This window comes from Candidatus Binatota bacterium (genome assembly GCA_012960245.1).
Lineage (GTDB): Bacteria > Desulfobacterota > Binatia > UBA1149 > UBA1149 > UBA1149.
In genome coordinates this window covers 1-17,216 of sequence record DUBO01000020.1, presented here as the reverse complement: position 1 = coordinate 17,216, position 17,216 = coordinate 1, and the positions used below count along the sequence as shown (strand labels likewise).

The following is a 17,216-nucleotide window of genomic DNA, read 5'->3' as shown; positions in this document are numbered from 1 at the left end:
TTCATTCTCCTTCGGTTTTCAGCATGCGGGTCCCGGTGACCGACTCGGCCAGAAGCTCGGCGACGGCGACTGCCTGCCGCCGCAAGGGGTAGTCGTCAAGATTTGCCCAGTTGAACATCAGCACGTAGAACGCGCCCATCACCAGCTCGACCAGGGAGTCGAGTTCACGGTCACTGCGCAGGTCATCGCCCCTGAGAAAAGCCGCGAACGCATCGTGCAGACGACGGGCCTGCTCGCCCCGCCCACCGTCGTCGTGGCCGGAATGGATCATCTCGCTCAAGAGCTCGCGCCTGAGAGGCCCGCGTTGCTCGGCCGCCTCGGCCAGGTTGTCAAAGAACACGCGCACACGACCGGCGGTATCCCGTGATTGCTCACGCGCGGCGTCGAGCTGGGCAAACAGTTCTTCGAGCGACTGGTCGGCTATGGCCCTGAGCAGTTGCGCACGCGAAGGGAAGTAGTTGAAAAAAGTTTTCTCGGAAACGTCCGCGCGCTCGCAGACATCGGCGACGGTGGTCTCGGCTACCCCTCCGCTGTCGAAAAGCTCAATGGCCGACTCGATGAGCGACTGCCGCAGGCGCGCCTTGTTGCGCTCGCGCCTCCCGGGCGGCTGTTCTGCGGGCTGTTTCAGCTCGGCTGGCGGTAAACCATTCATGCAACTGTAAACTTACTGCTTGCTGTATCTTTGTCAAGCACGGCGGGGGAACTGCAAGCGCCCCCCGGCCCCGGCCAGTCAGAGCGTGGTCGTGTCGGTTGGCAGGCCAAGCGCCATGCGACCGGTGAGTTCGAGGGTGCGCTCGTTTACCATCGCGTGCTGGGTGGCGACGTGGATGTCGCGAAACAATCTCTGCATGGGCGAGCTCTCGTAGACAGCAGAGCCACCGGCGGCCGTGTAAAGAAAATCTACCGCGCGCACCGACGACAGCGTCGCGTTGGTGGCCGCCAGCCTGAGCACGCGGCGTTGCTCGTCGGGCAGGCTGCCCTGTTCCGCCGACGCCCACGCCGCCTCTACCGATTCGCGAAGCAACGCCCGCGCCGACAACAGGTCGGCCTCGGCCCGGGCCACCCCGGCTTGTACGGTCGGTCGCTCGGCCAGGGTACGCGCAGCCTGAAAGGGCACCTTGCTCGCCGCCAGTTCGAGAAACTCGGCCAATGCGCGGCGGGCTATGCCCAGCGAAACGCAGGTGACCCCGCAGGCCAGCAATCCAAAAAACGGAAAACGTGACAACGGCAGGTCGAGAACCGGCGGGCGCGTGAAGGGGTCGGCCCACAACCCGGCCTCGACCACCACATCGTCGGCCTTGAAGTCGACGCTACCGGTGCCCTTCAGCCCCGATACATGCCAGGAGTCAATGAACTCGAGTTGCGGGGGCCGCATGAACACCACGGCCTGCTCGAGCCCGCCTGGACCGGGCGCTGCTTTGCCCTCGGAGTTGGTCATGCGGCAACCGCCCACCACCCAGCTGCAGTGCTGCGTGCCCGAGCCCCACTGCCAGGCGCCGTTTACGAGCAGGCCGCCCGCGGGCGCCGGCGCCGCCGTGCCCAGCATCGCCGCGTGGCCACCGGTGATCACGTTTGCGTCGCCGTACACCAGCGCCGCCGCGTCGGGTTGCAGCCACGCCGACAAGGTCGAGGTGGTTGCGCCGATGCCGGCGCACCAACCCGTCGAGCCGTCGTAGAAAGCTATGTCTTCTACAAGCGCAAGGGTTTCGATCAGCGGCGTTTCGTCGCCGCCGTACACGGTTGGTACGCAGGCACGAAAAATACCCGAGCCGAGCAACTCGGCCACGATGTCGTCGGGCAAGCGCCGGAGTTTCTCGATTTCGCCGCCGCGGCCGTCGAGCGCCGCCACCAGCGACGCCGGGGCCCGTGTGCCTTCGAGCAGCGTCTTCACGCCGGCGTCGCTCCGAGCATCCCGGCGAGTTGGGCGAGTACAGCCAACGCGGCTACCACGCCTTTCCCCAACTGTCGGCGAAAAACATCTTGCTCACCGGGCGCCGACTGATACTGCCGTGCCCACCCAGCAGCGGATATCCAAGCGGCACGGCCGCGGCCACACCCCAGGGCCCGGGAAAACCCAGCAGCCCGCGCAGTTCTTCTTCGACCTCGCACAGCAGCGTCGTAAGCACGCAGCCCAGCCCCTCGGCGCGGCAGGCTAGCAACAGGTTTTCGACCGCCGGGTACACCGACGCGCCGCCAACTACCGACACGCGGTCGAGCGCCCGGTCGGTGATCGCCATGGCCTCGGGGTTGAAGCAGAACACGACTATCGCCGGCGAGTCGGCCCAGTGCTCGGCCAGGTAATCCCCGGCAGCGAGCATGCGCTCCTGGCTGGCTTTTAACTCCGCGCCCAGCCCCTCGATGGCCGCTCGGTGCCCGCCAACGTAGCGCTGCCAGCAGTCGGCGTAGAGGCGACCGGTGGCGGCCTTGAGCTCGGGGTCGCGAAGCACTATCGCACGCCAGGGTTGCAGGTTGCCGCCGGTCGGCGCCCAGGTGGCGGCCTCCAGCACGCGCTCGAGTACCTCGTCGGGCAAGGGGTCGCTGCGCAGTCGCCTCACGGCCCGCAGCGTGCTCATCGCTTCGTAAACGCCAGTCTCTTCCATCAATCGATCCCCAGGAGGCGAGCGCACCGAGGCGATGCACGGCAACCGCCCCCGTTCATACAACAGCAACGCGAAGCAGCAAAGCCCCGACGCCGAGCCAGGCCAGTGTGGCTTCAGCAGCGACGCGAACATACCCTGCCGGGGGCCGGGGGAGCAACCACGTCCGTCTGCAAGCAGGACATAAAACATGAAATTTGGACTGTTCTACGAACTGCAACTACCCCGGCCCTGGGACGAGGGCGACGAGCAACGGCTCTACCTCGAGGCACTCGAGCAGATAGAGATCGCCGATCGCGTGGGCATAGACCACGCCTGGGCCGTGGAGCATCACTTTCTCGAGGAGTACTCGCACTGCTCGGCACCCGAGGTTTTCCTGGCCAACGCCGCCGCGCGCACCAGCCGCATAAGGCTCGGCCACGGCATCCGCCAGGTCATAGGCAACTATAATCACCCCGCGCGCACGGCCGAGGTGATTTCCACTCTCGACCTCGTGTCGGGTGGCCGGGTGGACTTCGGCATAGGCGAAGGCGCCACGCGCATGGAGCTGGCCGGCTTCGGTGTGCCCGCCCGCACGAAGCGCGACATGTCGCTCGAAGCGGCCGAACAGATTGCCAACATGATGGCCATGACCCCCTACCCCGGTTACAGCAGCCCGTCGTTCGAGCTGCCCTGCCGCAACGTCATCCCCAAGCCCGTGCAGAAACCGCACCCGCCCATGTGGATGGCCTGCACCAACCGCGACACCATACGCGTTGCCGCATCACACGGACTCGGCGTACTGGCGTTTTCGTTCGTCGACCCGCGCGACGCGCGCTCCTGGTGCGACGCGTACTACGACACCATCACCGGCGACCACTGCGTGCCGCTGGGCCACTCGGTCAACCCCAACCTCGCCATGGTCACCGGCTTCTCAGTGCACCCCGATCGTGCCACCGCCGTGGAACGCGGCAAGGAACACTTCGAGTTCTTCGGCTTCGCGCTCAACTCGCTCGTGGCCAGCGACACGGTGCCCGGCCGTACCCGCTTGTGGGAACGTTACCAGGAACACCGAGCCTCGCAGATACGAACCGGTATCGAGGCGGGCCCGGGCATCGGTACCCCGGACGACATCAGGCAACAGCTCCGTGACTTCGAACAAGCAGGCGTAGACCAGGTCATCTTCATGCAGCAGTGCGGTCGCGCGCGCCACGAACATATCTGCGAGTCGATTGAGCGCTTCGCCACCGAGGTGTTGCCCGAGTTTGCCGAACGCGAGCAGCAGGGCGCGGCCGCGCGGGCCGAGCGCCTCGCCCCCGCCGTGGAGGCAGCGCTGGCCCGCAAGCAGAAAATGCCCGAGCCCGCCGACGACGAAATCCCCGTGGTCCGGGCGTCGGTCAAGCGGGCCCAGGTAAACAACTAGGAGCCCGGGCCCCTTCTGAAAAAACGGCGGCCGCACTCCCCGGGGATAGGGAGAACGACCGCCGCCTGGCCTCACCGCGCTCGGGGCACCCCCTCGCGATCAGTCCCACGCGCGACCAGTGTCACGCGCTGCCGCACCGAGCCGAGCTCAGTGCACCCTGCGAGGTCCACCTATAGTGAGCAACGACCTGCCCTCAGACAGCCTCGCGTCAAGTGCCGCCACGTCGGCGGGATCGACCAGCAGTCGTCCCGACGCATCGGGCTCGACCAGCATCGAGCCCTGTCCGCTGCCCGGCGGCGCCATGCTCGCGCCATTGCCCGGGCCGCTTCCAGCCGCCAGCGACACGCAAGGCGAGCAGGGCGGGTTCGACAGAAAATCCTCGAGGAGACTTTCACGCGCCGGTATGAAGACGTCGTCCAGGGCCAGCGATGTCTGCCAATGCTGGGTACCGTTGATGGTGACAGTGGTCCCCTCCGACACGTGCACGAAGCCCAGCGACGGTGGCCATGTCAGCCCGCCTCCAAGGTTGGCCGCCTGTCCGAAGTTGTTGAGCTGGTGACAACCGGCGCAGGACTGGGTCTGCGCCCGCTTGACCACCTCGCCTGGTGTCAGGCTGCTTCCGAGCAGGTTGAGTCCCGCCTGCATGGCGTTGCCCAGCGCACCGCTGCCCTGGTTGAAGTGAAACTCGTAGTTGTTTTCTGAGCCCTGCGAGTTGCTCTGTCCCGCGTTGAACATGTCAGGCACCTGGTATGAAAACCCCAGCAGGTCGTTGACCACGAGGGCCGGCAACTGGGTGAGCAAGTGCGATTGGAACGGGTTCGCCCGCGGCAACGTGGACGTGTCGTCAAACAACTCACCGAAGGGGTTGGTCTTGTCGGTGACGGGCACGAACTGCACCTGGCAGGGGCCCGAGGGTGAAGTGCAAAGCTCCACCAGCTTGAACTCCCTCAGCTGCCACGGCACCGGGCCGGGCGTGTTGAGAAACTGGTTGGTGCGCACCTGGCCGGCGCCGGGTCCGAAGTTGGCGCGCTGTATCACCGGCTCTATACCGAGGCTGGGTATTCCGCTGAAGTAGAAACGCCTGAGCAGGCGGCCCCTGCGCTTGGCACTGTTAACGTCGGTGAGCTTGCCCCAGAACTTGGCCACGTTGCGACAGCCCTCCACCCCGCAACCCGGGTTCGGGTTGGGTAGCACTGCTTCGAAGATGACCAGGTTGCGCTGGGTCAGGTTCGTCGCACCGGAGTCGCGCGCAAAAATGACGCGGTACTCGCCGCAGTTGGCACCGTCGGTCGGCGCGAGATCAAAACGATTTACCAACGCGATGGGCTTGTAGTAAGACGCCAGCCCCGGGTCGAAGGGGTTGTTGTTAACCTCGTCGCCTTCGGGCCGCGGGCACTCGATCGGAAAACCGTTGATAGCCGGGTTGCCCGACGCGTCGATGATGTCGTCGCAGTTCAATCCCACCCCCAGTCCCGGGGCTACGTTCTGGGTGTCCCACCACTGCTTCCACAGCGCCTTCGCTCCGAGCGCCGGCGTGATGCTCGGAGCCGCCAGGCGACCGAGCACGTCTTCAAGCTCAAATTTCTTGAGCACCTTGAGCTCGGTTACGAACACCGAGCGCCTTGCGTCCACGTCGATGAGCGGTACCGGACACACTGCGGTGTTGGGTGGCATCGGCGCAGGCGGAATCCCTATCTGCGCGCTCGCGCTACCCGCCACCAGCACGATGACCGCGGCGGCCAGCCAGGCTACCAGCACCGCCTTCTGCTCCATGGTTTTTACTGTTGTCATTTTCTTCTTGCCTCCTTTCTCGGTACCGGCCCGATTATTTTTACCCCGCCAGCCTCACGGCTCGGTTAGGCATCCCCGGCTCCTCTATTTGGGATAATATTCCCAAAGTAAGGCTGGTGTCAAGAGCTACCCATCCCCCGATCGGGTAAAAATAGAGGCCAAACTGCTGTTTTTTCGGATTGGGGCGAAGTTCAGGGGCGGATATAGCGGTGTTTGGGAGTTCCTGGCCTGGTTTAAGGATTTATTCCGGCAATATGCCGGGAGATGGGCTCAGGCGGGGTCGATGACCCCGTAGACCCGGCGCATGAGCTGTTGGCAGCGCTCGGTACCGGGCAACTCCACGCCATTCTGCGCGGCGTATTCCAGGGTGAGGGCGAGGTCTTTCTCGGCCAGCCCGGCAAAGCCCGCCAGCATCGTCTGCAGGCCTGCATCCTCGCGGGCGGCGGCGGGCAACTTGTGCAGGGCGAGAAATGACTGCATCTGCTCGGTCAGGTTGCCGTTGCTTATAAGCACACGCTCGAGCGTGTCAGGGTCGAGCCCGGAACCCGCGGCCAGCAACCGCGACTCGAAGGCCGCCAGGAACTCAAGATAGGTGACCAGGTTGTTGCACAACTTGGTCGCGGCGGCCGAGCCGACCGGGCCGGTGGCGAGAACACTGGCGCTGAACGCGTCGAGGTAGGGGCGCGCCCGATCGAGCGCTGGCTGGTCGCCCGCAACCATGCTGGTGAGCGTACCCTGCTCGGCGCCCGATGCGCCGCCGGTTATGCAGGCGTCTATGAGCGACACCCCCTGCTGCTCGGCCAGGACGGCAAGCTCGCGCACGGTGTCGGGCAGTACCGTGCTGTGCACGGCTATCATGTCGCCCTCCGAGGCGCCCGCCAGCAGGCCGTCATCGCCGGTCACCACGGCACGCAACTGCTCGTCGTCGCGCACGCAGACGCCGGTAACATCGGCAGCCGCGGCCAACTCTCGGGCGGCAATAGCAGCGTGGGCGCCCAGATCGACGAGCGCCGCCACCGCCGAAGCGTCGACATCGTACACCGTCGTGTGCATGCCTGCAGCCACCAAGCGCGCCGCCATGGGCCGGCCTATATTACCCAGTCCAACGAAACCCACTCGCAACTTCATGACACCACCCTAGCCCAAGGGAGGATTCGTACCTATTGGCATGAAGGTCCCGGTATTTTTGCCCCCAAAGGCTCCTCCCCCCTTCTGTTATCGGGGCAAGGAGCGTAGTCTTCGCTGGCCATGGGTAGCGCGTCTACAAAAGGACCACCTCGGCTGCCAACACAGGCAGAAGGGGCGGTGGTGTATAACCCCTACGCCTACGAGGTGCACGAGGATCCCTACCCCGTGTACGAGCGCCTGCGCGAAGAGGCACCGCTATACCATAACGAGGAGCTGGGTTTCTGGGCGCTGTCACGGCACGCCGACGTGTTCGCGGGTTTTCGCAACACCGAAGACCTGTCCAATCGCCGCGGCGTATCGCTGGACGCGACCATGACCGAGAACGCAGAGAACACCATGTCGTTCCTGGCCATGGATCCACCACGCCACACGCGCATGCGCGCGCTGGTGTCGCGCGTGTTTACGCCCCGGCGCGTGGCCGCGCTCGAGCCCGGCATACGCGAGCTCGCGCGCCACTACATCGAGCGCTTCGACGGCCCTCGCTGTGAATTCATTTCCGACTTTGCTGGCCGCCTGCCCATGGACGTCGTCAGCCAGATGCTGGGGGTCCCCGAGGCCGACCGCGAAACACTGCGCAAGTGGGCCGACCTCGTCGTGCACCGCGAAGAAGGCTCTCGCGACATACCGACGGCAGGGCTGGAAGCCGCGTTGGAAATCGTGGGCTACTTTGAGCATTCGCTCGCCGACCGCCGCGACAAGTCCGGCGAAGACCTCACCGACGCGCTCCTGGCCGCCGAGATCGACGGCGACAGCCTGAGCGAACGCGAGATCATCGGATTCCTCTTCCTGATGATAATCGCCGGCAACGAGACCACCACCAAGCTGCTGGCCAACGCGTTGTACTGGGCCTGGCGCAATCCCGACCAGTTTGAACTCGTGCGCAACGACCCGTCGCTGGTGCCCGCGTGGGTGGAAGAAACACTGCGCTACGATCCCTCGTCGCAGGCACTGGCACGCACCAGCTCACGCGAGCTCGAGTGGTACGGACAAACCGTGCCCGCCGACTCAATGGTGGTGCTGCTCGTCGGCGCTGCCAACCGCGACCCGCGGGTGTTTGACCACGCCGACGTCTACGACATACGCCGCGACACGACCGACACCATGGCCTTCGGTCACGGAACGCACTTCTGCCTGGGCGCATCGCTGGCCCGGCTCGAGGCCCGCGTGGCGCTCGAAGAGCTGCTGGGCAGCTTTGCAGGCTACGAGCTCGACCCGGACGGACTCGAACGCGTGCACTCGGTCAACGTGCGCGGCTTTTCGGCCATGCCGGTGGAATTCAAGAAATGAGCGACCGCTCCGCCGCCCGCCGGGCCCCGTCCAAGGTCAGCGGCGGGCTGCCACTGCTCGGCCACGCCGTTGAATTCGGCCGCAACTCGGTCGCGCTCATGCAGCGCGTACACCGCGAGTGTGGTGAGCTGGGCGAGTTTCGCCTGCTCAACAAGAAGATCGTGCTCATGACCGGGCCCGCCGCCCACGAGGCCTTCTGCCGCGCGCCCGACGAACAGCTCAGCCAGAAAGAAGCCTACGAAATCATGACGCCGGTGTTCGGGCCGGGCGTGGTCTTTGACGCCCCGCTCGATCGCCTGCGCGAGCAACTCGGCTTTCTCATGCCCGCCCTTCGCGACCGCAACATGCGCAGCTACACCTCTGTGTTTGTCGAAGAAGTAAACGGCATGATGTACGGCGGTAATAACGGTGGTAATAACGGCGACGGCCACGGCAAGCCGGGGCTCGACGCCGAGGGCGAGCTCGACCTGCTCGCGTTCTTCGCCGAGCTCACCACCTACACATCGAGCCACTGCCTGCTCGGCCGCAAGTTTCGCCACGAGATGAACGAGGAGTTCGCGCGCGTGTACGCCGACCTCGAAGGCGGCGTCACGCCCCTCGGTTACATCAACCCCTCGATCCCCATCCCCGCGCACCGCCGTCGTGACCGCGCCCGCGTGCGCCTGGTCGAAATGATCACCGACATCATCGACGACCGCTCGGTCACCGGCGACAGCGCCGACGACGCGCTGCAGGCGCTCATCGAGGCGCGCTACAGCGACGGGTCGTCGCTTACCGCCGACGAGATCACCGGCATACTCACTTCGGCCATGTTTGCCGGCCACCACACGAGCTCGGGCACACTAACCTGGCTGGTGGTCGAGCTGCTGCGCAACCCCTCGGTACTGGCCCGCGTGCTGGCCGAAAACGACGAGATCATGGCCGCGTCGGATGACCTGGGCTACCAGTCCCTGCGCGAGATGCCCGAACTGGAGAACGCGCTGCGCGAGGTTCTCAGGCTGCACCCGCCGCTGGTGATATTGTTGCGCGGCGTGATTCACGACTTCGACTACGGCGGCTACACGGTGCCGGCCGGCAGCCAGGTGGCCATCTCGCCGGTGGTAGCCGGCCTGCTCGAAGAGTCGTTTCCCGACCCGCTGAGCTTTGACCCCTCGCGCTACCTGCCCGGCCGCGAGGAACACGAGAAACCGTTTGCGTGGATTCCGTTTGGCGGTGGCCGCCATCGCTGCGCGGGCTCGGCCTTCGCATTCATGCAGATCAAGGCCATCATGACCTCGCTACTGGCCAACTTCGAGTTTCGACTGGTCGATGCTCCCGACAGCTACAAGGCCGACTACACGAAGATGGTCGTGCAACCGGCCGGCCCCGTTCGCGTGCGCTACCGCCGACGTGGCCAGGGCATTCGACCGACCCGGACAAGCTCCGACGCTGGATCCACCCGAGCCGGGGTCGCGGCAGACGTTCAACCCACCGGCCCCCTGCGCGTGAGCGTCGACCTCGACCTGTGCCAGGGCCACGGCGTGTGCGAATCGGAAGCGCCGGAGGTGTTCCGCGTTGACACCGCGAGCAACAAGGTTGTGCTGCTCGACCCGCAAGCGCCGGACGACCAGCGCGGGGGCGTCGCCGCGGCCGCCGCCAACTGCCCCACCCGCGCCATCCGAACAGCAGGCTCTAACAAAAAAACAGCCAGCGACCCGCTCTCGTGAGCAACCAACAGGAGGAAACTTTATGCCGTCGTACCCGCGAGAAGAACTCGAAGAAATGGTAGAGCGCTGGCTCGAAGCCAACCGCCGTGCCGAGAAGGCCGGCGACTGGCAGCCCATGGCCGAGATGTATACCGACGACGCCGAGTACAGCTGGAACACCGGGCCCAACGAGCGCTTCATGGCTCGCGGCCGCGAGCAGATCCGCGAGTGGGCGCTGGGCACCGAGATGCAGGGACTGGACGGCTGGAACTACCCCTACATGAAGGTGCTCATCGACGAGAAGCAGGGCGAGGTCGTCGGCTTCTGGAAACAGGTGGCCGACGCCAGCAGGCCCGACGGCACGCCTTACACGGTGGAAGGCATCGGAGGATCCTGGTTTCGCTACGCGGGTGACTTCAAGTGGGAGTGGCAGGCCGATTTCTTTGACCTCGGCAACGTCACCGCCTTGTTCTTCGAGATGATAGAGGCCGGCGTACTGGGAGAGGGAATGTCAAAGCGGCTCGAGGCAGCCGTGGCCGGTGAGGTAGCGCCGGGCCACGAGAAAATACGCCCCGAGTGAGCGCCGCGCAAGTGAATACCGTCGCCGACAACGAAGGCGGACGGCCCGCTGCACGCTGGTTCTCGGCCAACCCCGACAAGGCCTGGGCCGAGAAACTGTTCCTGCTCTACACGCCTTACTGGATGGCCTGCATGGGTACGCTCATGCTGACAGGCGCCGGTGAGCGCTGGGGCGACTCGGCACTCAACCTGGCGATGCTGGCCATAATTGCCCCCTTGGTCGTGGTGCCGCTCCTGGCCGGGCGTGCGACCACGGCCGGGCGCCCCTGGTGGCGCTGCTACTGGTTCAAGGCCACCGCGTGGCTGGCCGTATTTTCGGGGATGGGCAGCTACTTCGGTAGCGAGTACTTCTTCGACGTGCTCGGCATGTACTACCGCTACCCGCAGCTCGAGTGGACCCTCGACTCGGCCCTGATCGGCAGCGGCGCGCAGGCGGTGCCGTTGATCATGTACCCCTCGGCGCTGTTTTATTTTGTGAGCTACCACGCGGCCGCCGTCGTGCTGCTTCGGCGCGCGGGCGGTCTGCCGCTGCTGTCGTCGCGCTGGGCGCAACCGCTGCTGGTCGTCGCGGTGGCCTACCTGTTTGCCTGGGCCGAGACCTTTTTCATGGCCGGCGGATCCATCGAGCAGCAGTTCGGCTACAGCGACCTGCCGCGCATGCTCAAGTGGGGATCGCTGTTCTACGCCTGCTACTTCCTCGTGAGCTTCCCGATGTTCCGCCGCCTGGACGAGCGGCCCGGCGAGAACTGGCCCCTGCGCCGCGTAGTGGTCGAAGCCCTGGCGGCCTCGATGGGCATGCTCCTGCTGCTCGACCTCGCCACCCACTTCGTGGGACGGCTGTACTGAAGAGCGCGCGCCTTTAAAGGAGGAAATTGCCGATGCCGGCGGCCACCGGGCGGGCCCGGTCGTCCTGCCAGGCCAGCACGCGCACGTTGGCAATGCGGCGGCCGTGCTTGACGATTTCGGCGCGCCCGCGGGTGTCGTGCGGGCCGACCGAGCGGAGAAAATCAATGTTGAAGTTAATGGGGCGCGGCACCCGCTCCAGGCCCTGTTCCATGAGCTGCAGAAGCGCGGTGAGCTCGAGAAAAGCGCCGACCACCCCGCCGTGCACCGCCGGCAGGTTGACGTTGCCTACTATCTCGTCGCGAAACGGAAGCACCACCAGCGAACCGTCTTCGTCGTGGTCTTCGCGCACCTCGAGAAATCTCGCGTAGGGAATCTGCGCTATGACCTCGTCGATAGCGCTCACGACGATTGCTCCGCCTCGTTTTTCATCCGGTCAGCACCGTGGCCGGCTGAGTGCGCCCCCAGCATGAAGGTAGCAAGACAGGTAGCAAACGGATCATCGGCGTCCTCGTCCCAGGCCGTGCCGCGCACGAACGCGACGTTGCGGGTGCTCTTGTAGCACTCGGCCCGTGCAAAGAGTTCGCAGCCGGGCACGGCCGCGCGCAGGTAGTCGATGCGCAGGTCAAGGGTGGCTATAGCGATCAGCTTCTCCAGCGAGCAGGTCACAGCCAACCCGCATGCGTGGTCGAGCAGGGTGGTTATCACCCCCCCGAACACGACGCCCGTAGCCGGGTTACCCACCAGGCGCTCCTGCCAGGGCAGGCTCACCGTTCCCGCGCAGGGTGCCGCCTCGACCAGCCTCATGTCCAGGTGCTTGCAGTGCGGCACGTGCGTCACCATGGGCTGGTGGTCGCCGCCGAAGAACTGCTCGAGCGCGTAGCGGGGCATCATTCGGCCCCGCCAAAAAAATCGGTAAAGCCCGACGGCGCGTGCAGGCCTATGGCGAGTTGCTCGAGCACGCCCACGCCGCTGCTACTGCCACAACGGGCGCGTACCACCTGCTGCACGTGTATGTTTTCAAGGGCGAGCTCGTCGATGTCGTCAACGGCCCAGCTCTCTCCGGCCTCGGCCTGCTCGCCCTTCCACACGCCCTGCCCCCACTCGGGGTGCAGGTAGCCCAGCCCCTTCATGCGAAAGGTGAGCAACGGTTCGAGCGTTATCTCCCGGCGCTCTCCGTCGCCCATATCCAACAGCAGGCGCGCCGCCGCAGCACGGCGCGTGCCGGGAATATAATCGACCTCGTAATCCACGGCGCGCGCGCGACGGGTGGCCGGATCTTCGACACCGGGCAGCTCGCCCAGCGAATCATAGGCCGGAAGAACGGCACCGCCCTGGTGCCACCTGCCGCCCTGGGCATCCTCGAACAAGCCGAGGTGCGTGCAGTGATCGTCCCAGTGCAGCGGTGCCCAGAGGAAAAATATCTGCGGCAGTTCGGCTGACGGTGCGCCGCCCGCATCGGGTTCGCCCACGGGGCGCACTCCCCACGACCGGTCCTTGGTGCCGAGCACGCGCGCAGGGTCGATCTCAAGCTCGCGGCCATCCACGCGCAGCGATCCACTCCAGCGTCCCCACTGGGTAAAACGCGTGGCGTCCATTATCACCCGGCCATCGCGGCGCATGGTCTGCCGCGCCTCTTCGATATTGGCCGTGCGCGCGCTGTAAACGAGCTCGCCCTCTATGCCCGCTTCGTTGGGCGAAACCAGCAATCGCATGGACTGCATTGGCTCGGTGATTTCCAAGCGCATTGAACCCACGGCGGTATCGGTGGGCTCCGCGGGCGCGCGCCCCGAGGCGTGCAGGGCATACTGGCGGCCGTCGATCACCACGCTGAAGGCAGCGTCCTGGATGCCCCGGTGCTGGTAGCGCGCCAGGCCGAAGGCAAAGTAAAACTCGCCGTCGCGGTCGAAGCCGTTCATCCAGTAGCGATCGTATACGTTACGGTCGCTCGTCGCAGGGCTCAGCAGTGGCTCGGGCGCCTGGTGCACCGGGTAATCGTCGAGTCGTGAAAGCATGCGTGTTGTCCTCTACTGCCTGCCACGGCTGCCACGCAACCCACAACGGACGGCGGCACGACTCACGGGCATGTGCTTGGGAAACCGCTCAGGCCGGTTCCCAGCCGAGCACGGCCTTGACCTCGAGAAACTCCTCGAGCCCGAACTCGCCCCACTCGCGGCCGTTGCCCGACTTGCCGTAGCCACCAAAGGGCGCTGCGAAGTCGGGGCCTGCACCGTTGATGTGCACGTTGCCCGTGCGCAAGCGCGACGCCACGCGGCGGGCGTGCTCAATGTCGCCCGACTGAACGTAGCCCGACAGCCCGTACTCGGTGTCGTTGGCAATGGCGATGGCCTGCTCCTCGTCGCGGTAAGGCAGTATGCAAAGCACCGGGCCAAAGACTTCCTCGCGCGCAATGGTCATGTCGTTGGACACGTTGGCAAATACCGTGGGCCGCACGAAGTACCCCTTGTCGAGTCCCTCGGGTCGCCCCGGGCCGCCGGCCACCAGGGTGGCTCCCTCTTCTAAGCCCTTGTTGATGAGCCCCTGCACCTTTTCGTACTGCCCGGCGTGCGCCAGCGGGCCGAACACGGTTTCTTCCTTGGTGGGATCGCCCACGCCCTCGGCAGCCGCCTCGGCTGCCTTGCGCGCGATTGCCATGGCCTCGTCATGGCGATCGGCAGGCACCAGCATGCGCGTGGGCGCGTTGCACGACTGCCCGCTGTTGCCAAAACAATTCTGCACGCCACCCGACACCGCCGCCTCTAGATCGGCGTCGTCGAGGACAATGTTGGCCGACTTACCGCCCAGCTCCTGGGCCACCCGCTTGACGCCGGGCGCTGCCGCTTCGGCCACTGCCGTGCCGGCACGCGTTGAGCCGGTGAACGACATCATGTCTATGCCCGGGTGGGCCGACAGGGCCGCGCCCACCGAGGGACCGTCGCCGTTAACGAGGTTGAACACACCCGCCGGTACGCCCGCGTCGTGGATAACCTCGGCCAGCAGGCAGGCGTTCAAGGGCGCGAGCTCGCTCGGCTTGAGCACCATCGTGCAACCAGCGGCAATGGCCGGTGCAACCTTGCAGGCGATCTGGTTGATGGGCCAGTTCCACGGCGTGATGAGTCCGCACACGCCAACAGGCTCCTTGCGCAGCATGGTGGTGCCACGCTGTTGCTCAAAGGCGTAGCCCTTGGCTATCTCGACCATGCCAGCAAAGTGCGCGAGCCCTGCGCCGGCCTGGGCCAGCTGGCAGAGCGTGATCGGCGCGCCCATCTCCGAGGAAATCGTCTGCGCAAACTCCTCGTAGCGAGCCTGGAAGCCGGCTACTATTTTTTCGAGCAACGCGATGCGCTCGTCCACGCTAGTGAGGCTGAAGGTCTCGAAGGCCTGGCGCGCGGCCTTGACCGCGCGGTCCACGTCCTCGGCTCCGCCCATGGCGATGCGGCCCACGGCCTGCTCGGTGGCGGGGTTGATGACTTCAAGGGTGTTGCTGCCCGCGGGGTCTACCCAGGCGCCATCGATATAAAACTGTAGATATTCTTTCATGCTATCCTCCGGTCTGCCCGTTTATCAGTTCCCCGAACCTACGGCCATCCCGCGAGCGACCGCGGGGCGAGCAGCCAACCTGTCCATCCACGCCCTGAGCGCCGCCAACTCTTCGGCCTTGCCCTCGGACATCGAGGTGAACGGCTCCCACGCCGCCTCGATCCATGGATAGGTGGCCATATCGGCAATGGAGTAATCGCCCGCGAGGTAGTCAGAATCGGCCAGCGCGTTGTTGAGCACGCCAACAATGCGCATCGACTCGCCCACGAAACGCTCTATTGCGTAGGGGATCTTGTCCTCGGCGGTGTTAACAAAATGGCCGGCCTGGCCGATCATAGGGCCCACGTGGCTCATCTGGTACATCAGCCACTGCACGACCCGCGCGCGCTCGGACGGTCGCTCAAGGCCAGGCAGAAACTGCCCGGTCTTTTCGGCGAGGTGTAACAGTATGGCCCCCGACTCGAACAGTGGCAGCGGTGTGCCCCCCGTGTCGTGGTCAACGATGGCCGGAATCTTACCGTTGGGACACACGGCCAGGAACTCGGCGCCCGCCTGCTCGTTGGCCTGCAGGTCGACGGGCTGCACGTGGTAGTCGAGCCCGGTCTCCTCGAGCATTATCGAAACCTTGCGTCCGTTGGGCGTGGTCCAGGTGTAAAGGTCTATCATGGCGGCGTCCTCCCGGGGGTGTCCCTCGCTTGCAAGCCAAGCCCACTGGGCGAGCTGAGACAACAGCATCCGCGGCTCAAACCCGCGACGACTGCCTTGCTTTGGCTCGCCCGGACGACAATGTTTGTCCCATGAGCAGATTATGTGAAGACAGGGTAGTAATCGTAACCGGCGCCGGCCGCGGCATCGGACGCGAGTACGCGCTCATGCTTGCAGAGCACGGCGCCAAGGTGGTCGTCAACGACTTTGGCGGCGCACGCGATGGTAGTGGCGCCGACACGGGACCGGCCGACGAAGTGGTGGCCGAGATCAAGGCCGCGGGCGGCGAGGCGGTGGCCAACGCGGCCGACGTGAGCAACTTTGACGAGGCCGAGGCGATGATACAGCAGGCAGTGGACGCCTTCGGCCGCCTGGACGTGCTCGTCAACAACGCCGGCATACTGCGCGACCGCATGCTCGTGAACATGGACGAGGCCGAGTGGGACGCGGTCATCAAGGTGCACCTCAAGGGCACCTTCGCCCCCGCCCGCCACGCGGCGGGCTACTGGCGCGCGCGCAGCAAGGCTGGCGAAACCAACAACGCCCGCATCATCAACACCACCTCGGTGTCGGGCATCTACGGCAACGCCGGTCAGACCAACTACGGCGCTGCCAAGATGGGTATCGCATCGTTTACGATCATCGCCGCAAGAGAGCTCGCGCGCTACGGCGTTACCGTGAACGCGATCGCGCCCGCGGCGCTGACCCGCCTGACCGAAGACCTCGGCATGGGCGGCGAAACAGAAGAGAGCAAGGACGCCATGTCGCCGCGCTGGATAGCCCCCATCGTCACCTGGCTGGCGAGTGAAGAGTCCAACGACATCAGCGGACGGGTGTTCGAAGCTTCGGGCGGCGTGTTTGCCGTGGCCGAGGGCTGGCACCGTGGGCCCGAAGCCAAGCCGGTGGACGACCCGACGCAGATCGGGGAGATCGCCCGCGAGCTGGTGGGCCAGGCGCGACTCAACGCGGGCATGGACGGCAAGGACCAGGACGGCGGCCTGGGCTGAGGCGCGGCGGCCTCGGCAACGCTCGCCCTGCCAGGTTCAGGGCAGTATCGCGTCGGGCCAGTCCAGGCCCTGCTCGGCCAGCCCCGCACGGTAGAGCTCTTCTAAACCCGCACCGTCCTGGGTCATGAACAACTCGCCGTTCTCGTCGTAGAGATCGAGGCCCTTTTCCACCGTGAACAGAACCGTCGTAAGGCCCTCGTTCTCCTCGGGCACGTAGAGCGTGTGTATGGAGTCGGCGGGCTCGTACACGTAGTCGCCCGCGCGCGCTTTCCAATCGTACTCGAGATAGCACCAGCAGCCCTCCATTGTCCACGCGTGCACCTCGCCCAGGTGCAGATGGCGCGGCGCCATGAAGCCGGGCGCGAAACGGTTCATGAAAGTGTAGACCTCGTCTTTGCGGCCTCGCCGCAGCAGCTTCATCTCGATGCCACTGTTCTCAAAGCCCATCCACACCCACGGTACGTCGGCCCCGTGCACCACGCTCGTGACTACTTCGCTGGCCTGCTCAAGCTGTGTCGCCATGTCCTTGCCCCTCCGTGCTGCCTTCCTGCATCGCCTTGAGCATCTCGCCCATCTTTGCGTGCACCATGTT

16 protein-coding genes and 1 pseudogene are annotated in these 17,216 nt (G+C 65.5%); 6 read left to right on the top strand and 11 right to left on the bottom strand.

What is annotated here, in order from left to right; genetic code table 11:
- Position 1: 1 nt before the first annotated feature.
- From EYQ35_03185 to EYQ35_03175, 3 genes are all read right to left on the bottom strand, one after another.
- A complete protein-coding gene (locus EYQ35_03185; protein HIF63143.1) occupies positions 2-652 on the bottom strand; it encodes a TetR/AcrR family transcriptional regulator in 651 nt (216 codons plus the stop codon).
- Between the two features lie 78 nt (positions 653-730).
- Positions 731-1,891 carry a hypothetical protein gene (locus tag EYQ35_03180; protein HIF63142.1) on the bottom strand — a complete coding sequence of 387 codons (1,161 nt, stop codon included), beginning with the start codon at positions 1,889-1,891 and terminating at the stop codon, positions 731-733.
- A gap of 52 nt (positions 1,892-1,943) precedes the next feature.
- Positions 1,944-2,600, bottom strand: coding sequence for a nitroreductase family protein (locus EYQ35_03175; protein ID HIF63141.1), 657 nt, complete (start codon positions 2,598-2,600; stop codon positions 1,944-1,946).
- Between the two features lie 187 nt (positions 2,601-2,787).
- Here EYQ35_03175 and EYQ35_03170 point away from each other — a divergent pair, with 187 nt between their 5' ends.
- Entirely contained in the window at positions 2,788-3,999 is a 1,212-nt protein-coding gene (locus tag EYQ35_03170; protein HIF63140.1) for an LLM class flavin-dependent oxidoreductase, read from the top strand.
- A gap of 147 nt (positions 4,000-4,146) precedes the next feature.
- Here EYQ35_03170 and EYQ35_03165 read toward each other — a convergent pair whose 3' ends face one another.
- Together EYQ35_03165 and EYQ35_03160 are read right to left on the bottom strand one after the other, a co-directional pair.
- The gene (locus tag EYQ35_03165) at positions 4,147-5,790 is read right to left on the bottom strand and encodes a hypothetical protein (protein ID HIF63139.1); all 1,644 of its coding nucleotides are present in this window, start codon (positions 5,788-5,790) and stop codon (positions 4,147-4,149) included.
- A 270-nt stretch (positions 5,791-6,060) separates the two neighbouring features.
- Entirely contained in the window at positions 6,061-6,918 is an 858-nt protein-coding gene (locus EYQ35_03160) for an NAD(P)-dependent oxidoreductase (GenBank protein HIF63138.1), read from the bottom strand.
- Positions 6,919-7,038: 120 nt separating this feature from the next.
- On the opposite strand from EYQ35_03160, the gene EYQ35_03155 reads away from it, so the two are divergent.
- From EYQ35_03155 to EYQ35_03140, 4 genes and pseudogenes are all read left to right on the top strand, one after another.
- The gene (locus tag EYQ35_03155) at positions 7,039-8,265 is read left to right on the top strand and encodes a cytochrome P450 (protein ID HIF63137.1); all 1,227 of its coding nucleotides are present in this window, start codon (positions 7,039-7,041) and stop codon (positions 8,263-8,265) included.
- Positions 8,262-9,990 (top strand): annotated as a pseudogene (locus EYQ35_03150) (cytochrome P450). The gene EYQ35_03155 and the pseudogene EYQ35_03150 overlap by 4 nt, the downstream one beginning before the upstream one ends.
- Positions 9,991-9,993: 3 nt before the next feature.
- Positions 9,994-10,530, top strand: a complete 537-nt coding sequence (locus EYQ35_03145) for a nuclear transport factor 2 family protein (protein HIF63136.1) — start codon at positions 9,994-9,996, stop codon at positions 10,528-10,530.
- Positions 10,527-11,375 (top strand): hypothetical protein, encoded by an 849-nt coding sequence (locus EYQ35_03140; protein HIF63135.1) that lies wholly within the window; start codon positions 10,527-10,529, stop codon positions 11,373-11,375. The genes EYQ35_03145 and EYQ35_03140 overlap by 4 nt, the downstream gene beginning before the upstream one ends.
- 13 nt (positions 11,376-11,388) lie before the next feature.
- Here the strand turns inward: EYQ35_03140 and EYQ35_03135 are convergent, their stop codons facing one another.
- From EYQ35_03135 to EYQ35_03115, 5 genes are all read right to left on the bottom strand, one after another.
- Complete coding sequence (locus EYQ35_03135; protein HIF63134.1) at positions 11,389-11,784, bottom strand: PaaI family thioesterase; 396 nt, start codon at positions 11,782-11,784, stop codon at positions 11,389-11,391.
- The gene (locus tag EYQ35_03130; protein HIF63133.1) at positions 11,775-12,266 is read right to left on the bottom strand and encodes a PaaI family thioesterase; all 492 of its coding nucleotides are present in this window, start codon (positions 12,264-12,266) and stop codon (positions 11,775-11,777) included. The genes EYQ35_03135 and EYQ35_03130 overlap by 10 nt, the downstream gene beginning before the upstream one ends.
- Positions 12,263-13,387: a hypothetical protein gene (locus EYQ35_03125; protein ID HIF63132.1), complete on the bottom strand. Its 1,125-nt coding sequence runs from the start codon at positions 13,385-13,387 to the stop codon at positions 12,263-12,265. Before EYQ35_03125 ends, EYQ35_03130 begins: the two co-directional genes overlap by 4 nt.
- A gap of 88 nt (positions 13,388-13,475) precedes the next feature.
- Positions 13,476-14,912, bottom strand: coding sequence for an aldehyde dehydrogenase family protein (locus tag EYQ35_03120; GenBank protein ID HIF63131.1), 1,437 nt, complete (start codon positions 14,910-14,912; stop codon positions 13,476-13,478).
- 24 nt (positions 14,913-14,936) lie between these two features.
- Positions 14,937-15,578 carry a glutathione S-transferase family protein gene (locus tag EYQ35_03115; protein HIF63130.1) on the bottom strand — a complete coding sequence of 214 codons (642 nt, stop codon included), beginning with the start codon at positions 15,576-15,578 and terminating at the stop codon, positions 14,937-14,939.
- Between the two features lie 131 nt (positions 15,579-15,709).
- On the opposite strand from EYQ35_03115, the gene EYQ35_03110 reads away from it, so the two are divergent.
- Positions 15,710-16,624, top strand: coding sequence for an SDR family NAD(P)-dependent oxidoreductase (locus EYQ35_03110; protein ID HIF63129.1), 915 nt, complete (start codon positions 15,710-15,712; stop codon positions 16,622-16,624).
- A gap of 36 nt (positions 16,625-16,660) precedes the next feature.
- Here EYQ35_03110 and EYQ35_03105 read toward each other — a convergent pair whose 3' ends face one another.
- Positions 16,661-17,146 (bottom strand): hypothetical protein, encoded by a 486-nt coding sequence (locus EYQ35_03105; protein ID HIF63128.1) that lies wholly within the window; start codon positions 17,144-17,146, stop codon positions 16,661-16,663.
- Positions 17,147-17,216 lie beyond the last annotated feature (70 nt).

Bases quoted from the DNA above. Each gene is read 5' to 3' on its own strand.
- EYQ35_03165 (HIF63139.1), bottom strand. From the start codon at position 5,790: ATGACAACAGTAAAAACCATGGAGCAGAAGGCGGTGCTGGTAGCCTGG.
- EYQ35_03110 (HIF63129.1), top strand. From the start codon at position 15,710: ATGAGCAGATTATGTGAAGACAGGGTAGTAATCGTAACCGGCGCCGGC.
- EYQ35_03105 (HIF63128.1), bottom strand. From the start codon at position 17,146: ATGGCGACACAGCTTGAGCAGGCCAGCGAAGTAGTCACGAGCGTGGTG.
- EYQ35_03145 (HIF63136.1), top strand. From the start codon at position 9,994: ATGCCGTCGTACCCGCGAGAAGAACTCGAAGAAATGGTAGAGCGCTGG.
- EYQ35_03155 (HIF63137.1), top strand. From the start codon at position 7,039: ATGGGTAGCGCGTCTACAAAAGGACCACCTCGGCTGCCAACACAGGCA.
- EYQ35_03170 (HIF63140.1), top strand. From the start codon at position 2,788: ATGAAATTTGGACTGTTCTACGAACTGCAACTACCCCGGCCCTGGGAC.
- EYQ35_03120 (HIF63131.1), bottom strand. From the start codon at position 14,912: ATGAAAGAATATCTACAGTTTTATATCGATGGCGCCTGGGTAGACCCC.
- EYQ35_03185 (HIF63143.1), bottom strand. From the start codon at position 652: ATGAATGGTTTACCGCCAGCCGAGCTGAAACAGCCCGCAGAACAGCCG.
- EYQ35_03125 (HIF63132.1), bottom strand. From the start codon at position 13,387: ATGCTTTCACGACTCGACGATTACCCGGTGCACCAGGCGCCCGAGCCA.
- EYQ35_03175 (HIF63141.1), bottom strand. From the start codon at position 2,600: ATGGAAGAGACTGGCGTTTACGAAGCGATGAGCACGCTGCGGGCCGTG.
- EYQ35_03160 (HIF63138.1), bottom strand. From the start codon at position 6,918: ATGAAGTTGCGAGTGGGTTTCGTTGGACTGGGTAATATAGGCCGGCCC.
- EYQ35_03130 (HIF63133.1), bottom strand. From the start codon at position 12,266: ATGATGCCCCGCTACGCGCTCGAGCAGTTCTTCGGCGGCGACCACCAG.
- EYQ35_03115 (HIF63130.1), bottom strand. From the start codon at position 15,578: ATGATAGACCTTTACACCTGGACCACGCCCAACGGACGCAAGGTTTCG.